This window comes from Vibrio sp. A8-1, assembly GCF_013048685.1.
GTDB classification, from domain to species: Bacteria; Pseudomonadota; Gammaproteobacteria; order Enterobacterales; family Vibrionaceae; genus Vibrio; species Vibrio metschnikovii.
Map to the genome: position 1 here is coordinate 19,458 of NZ_VHTC01000033.1, position 11,766 is coordinate 31,223.

Consider the following 11,766-nt stretch of genomic DNA (forward strand, 5'->3'; position numbering starts at 1 on the left):
AAACTGGAACGCTCTTTGCTTTTCTCAATCTGTCTTTGATTCAGAATTGCGCACCTACATCAGCTAACACTTACTAAGCAAGATTTATACCCAACTGGTAACTAATAATGAAAAAAAATGTTTCTTTTTTAATCTCAATGCTTTTCATGGCTTTTTTTGCCACCAAAAGTCATGCCGCTTGGTACGAAGTGACTGGCACCGCAACGATCGTTTCCTCTGAAGAGGTCGCTAGATTGCATGCTCTGGAAGATGCGCTGTATAAGGCGGTGAATTTTGCCGGGGCAGATATTGGTAGTATTAGTCATTTAATGCCTTTACTCGAAACCGATAGAAAGGAATATTTGTTTAATAACCATGAAGTTCGTTATATCTCCGTTGAAAATCGTAAGGTTCGTGGCAATGTCATGAAGGTTACGGCTCGTATCGACATTTATCCATCGGCAAGGGCTTGCCACAAAGAACAATACAAAAAGACCTTTTTAGTCGGCAATATTGATCTTGCTTCGCCACAACAAGCGGTGATGGGACAAATTTACACCATCGGTGATGATTTTGCTGATGTCCTCGATAGACAAATCGCTCAGCAATCTCATAGCTTTGTCTCTGTTGGAACCACTGATTACGATATCAATCATCGCAACCCGACTCGCATACAAATGATCGCACAAGATACCGGGGCTCACTATATTATCGGTGGGGTGATTAATGATTTAACAGCAACGATTGAACAGAAGGTTTTGCGAGATGATGTTATTAATCGTCAGTTTGCTCTCGAAATGCAAGTCTTTGATGGCAAAACGGGCAGTGAAATCTTGAGAAGAAATTATCGAGAAGTTGCGAGCTGGCCGTTTGCAAAAACTAGCCAAGTCGATACTCGTAGCGCCCGTTTTTGGGCATCTACCTATGGTCAAATGTTGTTACGGGTCAGCCGGAACATTATGCTGGATCTCGAATCTGAAATCTCTTGTAAAATCACCTTACCAGAAGTCGTCGCTAAATTTGGGCAAACCGTCAGTATCGATCTAGGTCGTATTCATGGCGTGAAAGAAGGGGATAAATTACAACTTTGGCATACAGGATCGTTTATCGATCAGAACGGTTTGCCTCGTAATAAGGTGTCACAAAGTGATATCACCTTAACCGTCTCGCGCGTCTATGAAAAAAATGCAGAGTTGACGGTTGATCAGCCTGAACTGGCGTCAAGCATTCAGATTGGTGATGTTATGCATAAACAAGTGTCATTTTTAGAATAATCTCGTGACTAACTGGTCATTCAATCAGCGAATACCATCAAAAAAATGCACAATTTGGCGTATTGATGAGATACAATTAATGCGCCAAATTAATCAAAGCTCCCGTAGCTCAGTAGGATAGAGCGGTCCCCTCCTAAGGGACAGGCCACTGGTTCGACTCCAGTCGGGAGCGCCAAGATTGTTCGTTGTCCCCTGCCATTTTTTCGCACAATGTTGACCTGACGTTGATGAAGCTTTTTTTTATTCCTCTAGACTAAATTGACTGTCTCTATTATTTTTGGCCTACTCTTATTATTAACAAAGAACTCTATAGCGTAATCGGCATGACAAAAAGTAATCTCCAAACGAATACTGGCCATCGCTTTATCTCAAAAGCGAAAACGGCTTATAAAGTTCACATCCACACTCCCGATGATACCGTGTTACACCGATCAGTCGGTTATATCCGTTTAGGGGAAGAAAAAGGCTTAAAAAAAGCCATTAAACTGCGTAATGAGCTAGGGCGTGAAATGTGGGGCAAACACTGGCGACGAATTCTCAAAGATCCGTACCTCATGACTCGATTGCCACATAGCCTGGAACCGAAAATTATTTATAAGCCAAGACCCACTAAAGAAAATCCAAACTATCGTGACGCTTGCTATATCGCCGCCTGGCGTGATTACAATGAGCAAGGTGAATGTACCTTTAGAAGTGTCGTTTGTTCAATCAGTAAACACGGTAAACTTGCCGCTTATACGAAGACCAAAAAAGCCTTATTGGATGCTTATAAAGATTGCCTTGATATTTTGATCTTTATGGGCCGCTTAAACAGTATCGACTTAAAATAAGAAAGCTCACCGAAGTGAGCTTTCTTGCTGTATTAATCAACTACATCATTATTGTTTAACTTGATAATCAAACTCTGGAATAGTGATGTCAACCCGACGGTTAAGCTCACGTCCTTCCGCTGTACTATTAGAAGCGATAGGATTCGTCTCCCCTTCTCCTCGCCAAGTCAAGCGAGATGGCTGGATACCCTGCTCAACTAACGCATCCGCAACGGCTTTCGCTCGTTTTTCTGATAACGTTTGGTTGTATGCTGCAGGACCAGTAGCGTCAGTGTGCCCAGTAATTACTACCTTAGCTTGCGGGTATTGATTTAAAAAACGAACCAGCTTAGTCAGTTGCTGTTTACTTTCTTGATTTAAACTAACACTATCAAAAGCAAAACTGCTGCTATCAAGTCGTTGGAAGTCATAGGTTTTATTGACGAACACAGGTCCAGTTTCTACGATTTCTTCAACAACAATCACTTCTTCAATCACCGTGACGGGGCGACTTTCAACCACTTGAGTCGGTTGGGCTGCGGCACCAAAACGGTAACTCACACCAAGTGACACGGTGTTAGCTTCTGCTCTGGTTTGATCGTTATTGATATCCGTTAAAACTTGATATTCCGTGCGTAAGGAAACATTTGGGCTGACATTAAATTCTAGGCCAGCAGCAGCAAGAAACGAGTAGTCACTTTCATCACCATAATCGACGTAAGCACCACCGAGCTTAGCGTAAGCACCGACACTTGGTGATAAAGAAAGAGTAAACTTAGGCGCCAAAGTAATCGCTTTCACTCTATCATCGGCCAATCCGATACCAGTAAATTTGCCAAGCATGTCATAACCCGCTTCCACGGCTAACCATTCATTTAGGTTGTAACCAAGAAAAGCCCCCATACTGGTATCTCTGTCTTCACAAACCTCACCAGCTCGACAGGAATCATTCAACCATGTTTGTCCTAATTTGCCGCCTAAATATACGTCTGCCATTGCAGAAGAAGACGCCGCCATTAAAGACGCTGATATCATCGCCACTAACTTTTTCATAATCCTTTCCTTTTGACTAATTATTATCATTAGCATGACCAAACCGGATTGTAGCTAACCAACAACAAAACGCTAAGGCCTCCGTTACCAAACGGACCACTGCTATATCTATTACTCATCGAGAGGTGCCGTTGAGTAACCCACGGTTTAATATCTATTAACCAAGGTCATTTATCAACCGCCAGATTCATAATACCTGAAGAATGTTAAACCAATGTCATGTGAATTAAAAATAAGCAACAACACACACAAAAAATAGAGATTAACCAAATTAAAAGGGGTTAATAATCGTTAATGCGCTGATAACAAACTTGCTCCATAAAAAAAACCGCAGCTTCAATCGGCCGCGGTTTCAACACTATGGATTATTCTCAATCGTGTTATGCGTTTGCTTCACGCTCTGCAATAAAATCTAATGCCATTTGAATACGTTGTACTACACGCGCTTTACCAATTAAATGCATAACCGCATCAACAGAAGGTGATTGCCCACCACCGGTGACCGCGACTCGTAATGGCATACCAATTTTACCCATACCAATAGCCAGCTCTTCACACACTTGAGCAATCACTTGATGCAACGCGTCAACACTCCATTCTGGTAATGCGTTAATCTTGGTTAATGCCAATGCCAGTGGCTCTTTGGCAACGCCGCGTAAATGTTTTTTCGCGGCATCGGCATCAAACTCAGTGAAATCTTGGTAGAAATAACGCGATTGTTCTGCCAGCTCAACCAAGGTATGGCAGCGCTCTCCAACTAATTTAACCACTTCAGATAGGGCTGGACCTTGCTGCTTATCAATACCTTGCTGAGTAAAATGCCACTCTAAATGTTTAGCGACGTACTCAGGATCTGAGGTTTTAATGTAGTGATTGTTCAACCATAACAGCTTGTCGGTATTAAAAGCCGAAGCCGATTTAGAAATGGCATTGAGACTAAACAGATCGATCATCTCTTGACGAGAAAAAATCTCTTGGTCGCCATGTCCCCATCCTAAACGCACTAAATAGTTGATCAACGCTTCTGGCAAATAACCTTCATCACGATATTGCATCACTGACACCGCACCATGGCGTTTGGATAATTTGGCTCCATCATCGCCCAAAATCATCGCACAGTGAGCAAATGTTGGAATCGTCGCTCCCATCGCCTGATAAATATTAATCTGACGAGGCGTGTTGTTGATATGGTCTTCACCGCGAATCACATGGGTAATCCCCATATCGACGTCATCTACCACGACACAGAAATTATACGTCGGTGAACCATCGGTACGACGAATAATTAAATCATCCAGTTGATCGTTACGAATTTCAATTCGGCCACGGATTTTATCATCAAAAATTACGCTGCCTTCTTTGGGATTTCGGAAACGAATCACGCATGGATCGCCCTCTTTTGCAGCTTCATTCACCGCTTTGATTTTAGGGTGATTGGCATCATAACGAGGCATCTCTTTGTTCGCTTCTTGCTCGGCACGAATCTCATCAAGCAACTCTTTGGAGGCGTAACACTTATAAGCTTTATTCTCAGCCAATAGCTGTTCAACAACTTGGTTGTAACGGTCAAAACGCTTCGTTTGATAGTAAGGCCCCTCATCCCACTCAAGGCCCAGCCACGTCATCCCCTCAAGAATCGCATCGACTGCCGCTTGAGTAGAACGCTCGAGATCGGTATCTTCAATACGTAGAACAAATTCACCACCTTGACTCTTCGCATAGAGCCAAGAATATAGAGCGGTACGAGCGCCCCCTACGTGTAGATAGCCTGTTGGGCTTGGAGCAAAACGAGTTTTAACCGTCATTATTGATTACCTTTTTCATAAACTTCAGCCAAAGCTTGGCATGAGCGAAATTTTGCGCGCCATTCTATCACTCCCACTGCACAGACCCAAGAAACTTCAAAAAAGTCATGATCATTCGCTTGACCTTACCTTAAGGTCAAGGTTTATCCTACTTCCAATCAGTCAGGAGAGATAACAATGCATCATTACGCTTTATCTTTATCAGGGTTAAACTGTATGGGCTGCGCGCGCAAGCTAGAGCGCCAATTACACAGTGAGTTTACCCTGCACATCCATTCGTTGTCGCCCACATTCATTGAACTCGATGTAGACACCTCGCTTGATAATCTGCTGCGCTGTATCGAGTCTTTAGGTTATCAAGCGACATTAAGTCAGTCGCTAACAAAAGAGGAAGCCTCGATTACGACGCCAACAACCGTTGGTGACAGCGCAAAAGAACCTATCCCCCTCGAACCGACATCAGCGACAATTAGCACCTATTTATTGATTGAAGGAATGACTTGTGCCAGTTGTGTGGCTTCGGTAGAGAAGGCCCTCACTGCACTTCCCGGTGTTAATAAAGTACAAGTCAATTTAGCCGAGCAAAGTGCATTAGTACTCAGTCAGCAACCACTCACTGAGCAGTTATTAATCGCAGTAAAACAAGCAGGTTATCAAGCTCAATCGGTCGATGATCCTCTTGAACAGCAAGCTAAACAGCAACAACAATTGACGATGATGCAACGATTACACCAACGCAACGCGATGATAGGCCTTGTACTTGGTGGCCCGATGATGCTGTGGGGGATGGCTGGCGGTAGCATGATAATCGATAATCGCTATGATCAACTAGGTTGGGGACTGATTGGCGTGGCATGCTTAGCAATGCTCGCCACTGCAGGACGTGTGTTTTTTGTCAATGCTTGGAAAGCACTACTCCACCGTCGAGCCACGATGGATAGCTTGGTTGCTTTAGGAACGGGAGCGGCATGGTTTTATTCGATGTTAGTGGTTGTCTTTCCTGAGTGGTTTCCCGCCGCAGCGCGGCATGTCTATTTTGAAGCTTCAGCGATGATCATTGGTCTTATCTCTCTGGGTCATTATATTGAAACGAAAGCCAAATCAAGAACCACCCAATCGCTACAAGCCTTAATCAATCTACAGCCACAACAAGCTATCTTAGTGACGGATCAAGGTGAACAAGTCATGGCTATTGCTCACATACAGCAGGGTATGACGCTGCGTATTAAACCCGGAGCAAAAGTCCCAGTCGATGGTGTAGTGATCGACGGCGATTCCTATATTGATGAAGCCATGCTGACTGGTGAGCCGATTCCCGCCCATAAAATACCGGGCAATACCGTTTCCGCAGGTACCATCAATCAAGATGGCAGTTTATTGATTAAAGCCACTGGGATCGGCTCACAAACCATGTTAGCTCGTATTATTCAAATGGTACGTCAAGCACAAAGCAGCAAGCCAGCCATTGCCAAACTGGCCGACCAAATTTCGGCCGTATTTGTCCCTATCGTGGTGGTGATAGCTTGTATTGCAGCGGCAATCTGGTTTTGGTTTGGTCCTGATCCTAAAGCCAGTTATATGCTCGTGGTCGCAACCACCGTGTTGATCATCGCTTGCCCCTGTGCCCTCGGTTTGGCAACCCCACTTTCCGTTACCGTTGGTATCGGTAAAGCAGCAGAAATGGGCATACTGATTCGTGATGCCAACGTTTTACAATTAGCCAGTAACATCGATACTGTGGTTTTTGATAAAACGGGCACGTTAACGCAAGGCAAACCTAGCGTTCAACACGTCGTGAGCTTTGAAGATGACGAATCGGCATTGCTCAGTTTAGCCTTTGGCTTAGAGCAGTATTCAGAGCACCCACTGGCTAAAGCCATTTGCGAATACGCACGGCAGTACAATGGAACGGCCGCAAATATTGAACAGTTTGAGAATCAGCGTGGTAAAGGCGTTCAAGCGTCTTATCAAGGTGATAAGGTACATTTAGGCTCATTAAGCTACATGCAAGAGCTCGCTATCGATCTCAGTGTTGCGCAAAGTACCATTCAATATTTTGCGGATCAGGCATGGACTCCCGTCGCTATCGCTCGACACCAGCAGTTGATTGGGATGATAGCCATTGCTGACCCTATCAAAGCCAGCGCAGCCAAAGCCGTTAAAGCACTACAACAAATGGGGATTCATACGGTAATGCTGACTGGCGATCAGTACAGTGTTGCCGAGTCAATCGCCAAGCAACTAGGTATCGATCAAGTCATTGCCCAAGTCCTACCTGAACAAAAGGCGCAGCATATTGAGCAGTTACAGCATCAAGGCCGGCACGTAGCGATGGTTGGAGATGGCATCAATGATGCACCTGCTCTGGCACAGGCAAATATTGGTATCGCAATGGGCAGCGGCAGTGATGTGGCGATAGAAAGCGCACAAATGACATTACTGAACTCTTCACCGTTAGCCGTCGTCAATGCCATCGACCTGTCTAAAGCGACCTTAAGGAATATGCAACAAAATCTATTTGGTGCTTTCATTTATAATACGCTCGGTATCCCAATTGCGGCTGGAATACTCTATCCGGCATTTGGTTTTTTACTCAGTCCGGTCGTGGCTGGTGCCGCAATGGCTTTATCTTCAATTACTGTCGTAACCAATGCTAACCGCCTTCGTTTTAGCAAAGTACGCTATCATGATTGATGGCTAAACACTCAGAAGATTAAAAAAGCCTCTCGATAGAGAGGCTTGAGCGTATATCATTCGTTTATGACAGTAACCCGACTGAATCGCATTCCGCTTGCCGACGTCGAACGAAGCGCGACTTCACCACTCACTTGAGGAGGATTGCTAGCATCAAAATCAGACCATTGCTGTCCATCCAATGAATATTGCAGGCTCACACCTGGAAATTGAACATTCATGGCTAAATAACCATTATCGATACGTGCTCCCGGTACTGGTAGACGGTAATCGATACCCGCTTTTTCAAGCTTCGCCAATTCACGCTGACCCAGCACGTTGGCAAAGCGGTTGTAATCTTGGTTAAGCGCTGCTTGGTTAACAAGTTGGCTGTCTTGTGAATACTCACCCCCTACTTTGTAGTCATTTTCCCACTCAGCTCGGTGCCACGCACGTTCAGCCGCGGCTAATACGCGAGGGAATACCATGTACTCATATTGCTCATCATTGCGCACCGTCTCAGACCAAAGCTGTGCCGATAGACCATAGAAGGGTTTGCCTTGTACTTCACCTTTGCCCGTAAAACCATTCCCGTCGCGATCGAGTGAAGTTTCCGCATTTTGTGGCATGTTCTCAGGTGCGAAACTGAACATTTTACGCGTATCGGTAGCACGTGTAGCCCAATAGTAGCCGCGCTCTTTTGGATCGGCTTCATACGGCATATCCATATAAACGTAATCTGGGTTAGAAACAATCACGTCATAGCCTTGTTTGGCCCATTCGTAAACCGATGCGCTGCCGCCCCAATATAGAGTGTCCCAGAAATTAACGCGTTTATTCGTGGTGGCGAAAACTTCTGGACCTTCACTGTACTTCAGACCATCTTGCCACGCTTGGAAGCTTGGGATGCCTTTCTCAGCGACAATTTTAGAGACTTGCTCTGCAAAGAAACTTGGCAGGTGACCAAAATCACTCACGGTACCGTCTGCAATCAATATCTGACATTGTGGCGACTGTGCGAATGGCTTATCTTGCTTAGCGAGATCTATCGTGCCTTTCCAGTCAACTTTATCTTGAGCGTTTACGTCTTGAAAGCCTGCGCCAAGCTTGATGTTTTTCGCTTCGTCGCCACCAAAGTGCCATGTGGTTAGCGGTGCACCTGCTTCGATGTGCATGGCGGCCACTTCAGAAATCACTTTATCGACAAAGCGCGTTGATGATTCAAGACAAGGATTGATGAAGCTTTGTTTATCATAGAACTGAACCGTGGTCACATTTGAAGTATCTTGCGGATCCATCAAACGGTATTCATTCGCTTGTATTTGCTTACCTTGTGCCATTAGTCGCTCGTAACGTGCTTCCATTGAAACCACCGCTGCGCGAGCGTGCGCTGGCATATCAATTTCAGGAATGACTTCAATATGGCGCGCTTTGGCGTACTTAACAATATCGATATAATCGGCTTTACTGAAATAACCAGAGCCAAAGTTATCCGATGTCGGTCCAGAGCCTAGCTGAGGCAACAAGCAATGCTTCTCTTCCAGATCAAAACAACGCTTAGCGCCTACCTCGGTCAATTCTGGCAAACCGGGGATTTCTAGACGCCACCCTTCATCATCGGTTAAATGAAGATGAAGTTTATTCATCTTGTACGCCGCCATTTGGTCTAGCGTAGCTAAAATGGCTTGTTTGGAATGAAAATTACGCGCGACATCAACCATTACGCCGCGATACTCAAAACGAGGAGCATCTTGAATAAACAGCTGTGGTAAAGCATCAGGCTGTTGGCTGTCGATAAGACCAAAGATAGATTGTACTGCGTAAAAAGCACCCGCCTGGTCAAACGCTTTAATCACAATACCGTCGCCTTTGATGGTCAACTCATAAGCCCCTGATTTTGCTAATTCACCAGTGAAACCTGTAGGAACAACCGTAACGCTGACAGGAAGCTCACCACGAACATTTATCCCGATCACGGCTGCGCGATGTTGAATTGCGCTGTATTGGGTGGCATTGAATGCTTCTTTAGGCAACGCGATACCTGCCGCAATATCCACCACACCTTGACCCGCTTCAACGAGCATTGGGGTTGGGAGTAACGTAGTGGAAACCTCTTGTTTTGCTAGGTCGGCATTCTGCTCAAAACGCGATATCGCGTTGGCAAAAACGTTATTGTCTTCTGGAGTCCGTTTTAAATTATTACCGTCAATACCGCTCACAAACGAAGCAATATCTTCGGTATTCAGCGATGCAATAAGCCTAGGCTCTGCATTAGGAGCGACCACAAAAGCACCTGGCATAAAATCAGTGTCAAACAGCGCCCAATATTCACCGATGAGTGGTAAAACGACCTCTTCACCCGCCGCAAAACCGGCAAATTTCTCTGTTGGCTCTAGTTTATGTAAATCACCCGTCACGCGAGAAATTTTAAACTGGTCATTCTCCACATCCAAAATCAAGCGAATACTGTGAAAGTAGATAGCCCAGTCTTTCGACTTTATCGCCTCACCTTGATTAAGAAGCGTCATATTAACCTTATTACATGAAGCCCATTCTGCACCGAGAGCTTCACAAGCCAAGCCGTCATTAGCGCCGTGGTTTGTGACGACGTGATATTGAATACCCAAATTGCCCGCCAGTGAATTGACTAGCGCTTGATTAGACGTGCCCATCATTGAACATCCCGCTAATACTGCGGTGACTGAAATGGCGATTACACTCTTGTTCAACATAGAATTACCTTCTTTCGGTTGGAAATACAGGAAGGAGTAAACTCTTTTTCCTCCCTTGATGACGGCATTATCCGATGATTGCCATGATTCATCTTCCAACCATAACGCGAGTTATTTTGCGGCGTAAAATTAATCATACTAAGCAGTGATCACGTTCAAATTTTAGGTTTTATGAAAATAAAAAATCATTATTTATCATTATGTTAAAGTTAACGTCAAAATCGACACTTCTATTTTGACGAGATTACTGCGATCTCAATCACATCAATGTCATAATCCTACCTACTTATTGAGATAATGATCACTTTTCGTAGCAGCAATCGCTGATCGTCAACTTAAAAATAAAAGTAAATTTGTGATTAAGATCTTAAGTTTATAGTCATTCTGATTATGTTATTTACGCTAGAGTATCTCTTTAACTCAAGTTTAAGGTGAACGCTATTTTGTTGAATTCTCGATTACTCTCTTATTTAGCCATTTTTTTCGCCTTAGGCCTTCATGCTGAGCCACTCTACTGGCAAGCAACAAAAGGAAATTTGTCTTTTGATATCGTTGGGTCTATCCATGTGGGTAAATCATCCATGTACCCCTTGCCGAGCACTTTGTATGAACGCCTCGCAACCAGCAATGGTTTAATTATTGAAGTCGACCTAAGTGATTTGAAGGCTATTACCTATCCAATCCCTTCCGTAACCAGTCAACAAATACTGACCACACAACAATATCGTCAGTTGGATAATATGGCGCAACGACTCAAACAAAACACAGATAGATTGGCCAATCTTCCACCATGGAGTAGCGCGCTACAACTGCAGTTTTTACATCTCCATCAGCTGGGTTATTCTGCAGAACAAGGGGTTGACCTACATTTTATTCGTCAAGCCAAGCAAATCGGTATAACGCTGCTTCCTTTAGAGACCGCACAATATCAAATCGATGTGTTAACGAATTTACCTAATGACGGACAAGAGCTATTGATAGCGCTACTCGATGAATGGGAAAACCAACACAGCATGACTGAATGTCTGCTCGAAAGTTGGCAAAGTGGCGATAGCGTAAAGCTAGAACAGCTTTTAAAACAGACGAAGATGTCAGCTGAGATGGAAGATTCATTGATTATCAAGCGCAATCATCAATGGGTAGATAAGCTAATTTCGCCAGACTTTCTTCCTTCATCATCTGGCCATTATCTCGTTGTCGTGGGGACACTTCATTTGGTGGGGAAAGATAATGTATTAACGTTATTGCAAGACCAAGGTTTTGATCTCATTCAACGTAATCAAAGCCAACAAGCAACTTGTTTTCCAGCTAAGCAAAAAATATCCTCCGGCATAGCCGGAGGTTTTTCATATGCGCCTATAAGGCTTTCTTACAAGCAGCGCCCTAACAGGCGCATCACGATCTGACATTTGCATATGACGATTACTTACGGCCCGTAAAC

Annotated in this window: 7 protein-coding genes and 1 tRNA gene; 5 read left to right on the forward strand and 3 right to left on the reverse strand. The window is 44.3% G+C overall.

The window, feature by feature from the left end:
• Positions 1-107 precede the first annotated feature (107 nt).
• The 3 genes from FKN93_RS14360 (at position 108) to FKN93_RS14370 (ending at position 2,083) form a co-directional block, all read left to right on the forward strand.
• Complete coding sequence (locus FKN93_RS14360; protein ID WP_004394701.1) at positions 108-1,253, forward strand: flagellar assembly protein FlgT; 1,146 nt, start codon at positions 108-110, stop codon at positions 1,251-1,253.
• 98 nt (positions 1,254-1,351) lie between these two features.
• Positions 1,352-1,428: transfer RNA gene (locus FKN93_RS14365), tRNA-Arg, on the forward strand.
• A gap of 148 nt (positions 1,429-1,576) precedes the next feature.
• Positions 1,577-2,083 (forward strand): hypothetical protein, encoded by a 507-nt coding sequence (locus tag FKN93_RS14370; RefSeq protein ID WP_004394700.1) that lies wholly within the window; start codon positions 1,577-1,579, stop codon positions 2,081-2,083.
• Positions 2,084-2,131: 48 nt separating this feature from the next.
• On the opposite strand, the gene FKN93_RS14375 is transcribed toward FKN93_RS14370, so the two are convergent.
• Both FKN93_RS14375 and gltX read right to left on the reverse strand, forming a co-directional pair.
• Complete coding sequence (locus FKN93_RS14375) at positions 2,132-3,115, reverse strand: OmpA family protein (protein WP_154170385.1); 984 nt, start codon at positions 3,113-3,115, stop codon at positions 2,132-2,134.
• A 380-nt stretch (positions 3,116-3,495) separates the two neighbouring features.
• A complete protein-coding gene (gene gltX / locus FKN93_RS14380; protein ID WP_158144780.1) occupies positions 3,496-4,920 on the reverse strand; it encodes a glutamate--tRNA ligase in 1,425 nt (474 codons plus the stop codon).
• Positions 4,921-5,097: 177 nt separating this feature from the next.
• Between gltX and FKN93_RS14385 the strand changes: the two genes are divergently transcribed.
• On the forward strand, positions 5,098-7,614 hold the full coding sequence (locus FKN93_RS14385) for a heavy metal translocating P-type ATPase (RefSeq protein WP_170905388.1): 2,517 nt from the start codon (positions 5,098-5,100) through the stop codon (positions 7,612-7,614).
• Positions 7,615-7,670: 56 nt separating this feature from the next.
• Here the strand turns inward: FKN93_RS14385 and FKN93_RS14390 are convergent, their stop codons facing one another.
• On the reverse strand, positions 7,671-10,325 hold the full coding sequence (locus FKN93_RS14390) for a beta-N-acetylhexosaminidase (RefSeq protein ID WP_170905389.1): 2,655 nt from the start codon (positions 10,323-10,325) through the stop codon (positions 7,671-7,673).
• A gap of 443 nt (positions 10,326-10,768) precedes the next feature.
• On the opposite strand from FKN93_RS14390, the gene FKN93_RS14395 reads away from it, so the two are divergent.
• On the forward strand, positions 10,769-11,731 hold the full coding sequence (locus FKN93_RS14395) for a TraB/GumN family protein (RefSeq protein WP_249374189.1): 963 nt from the start codon (positions 10,769-10,771) through the stop codon (positions 11,729-11,731).
• The last annotated feature ends 35 nt before the right edge of the window (positions 11,732-11,766 follow it).

What these genes read in the sequence shown, in the direction of transcription:
- FKN93_RS14360 (WP_004394701.1), top strand. Translation starts at nt 108, where the DNA reads ATGAAAAAAAATGTTTCTTTTTTAATCTCAATGCTTTTCATGGCTTTT.
- FKN93_RS14370 (WP_004394700.1), top strand. Translation starts at nt 1,577, where the DNA reads ATGACAAAAAGTAATCTCCAAACGAATACTGGCCATCGCTTTATCTCA.
- FKN93_RS14375 (WP_154170385.1), bottom strand. Translation starts at nt 3,115, where the DNA reads ATGAAAAAGTTAGTGGCGATGATATCAGCGTCTTTAATGGCGGCGTCT.
- gltX (WP_158144780.1), bottom strand. Translation starts at nt 4,920, where the DNA reads ATGACGGTTAAAACTCGTTTTGCTCCAAGCCCAACAGGCTATCTACAC.
- FKN93_RS14385 (WP_170905388.1), top strand. Translation starts at nt 5,098, where the DNA reads ATGCATCATTACGCTTTATCTTTATCAGGGTTAAACTGTATGGGCTGC.
- FKN93_RS14390 (WP_170905389.1), bottom strand. Translation starts at nt 10,325, where the DNA reads ATGTTGAACAAGAGTGTAATCGCCATTTCAGTCACCGCAGTATTAGCG.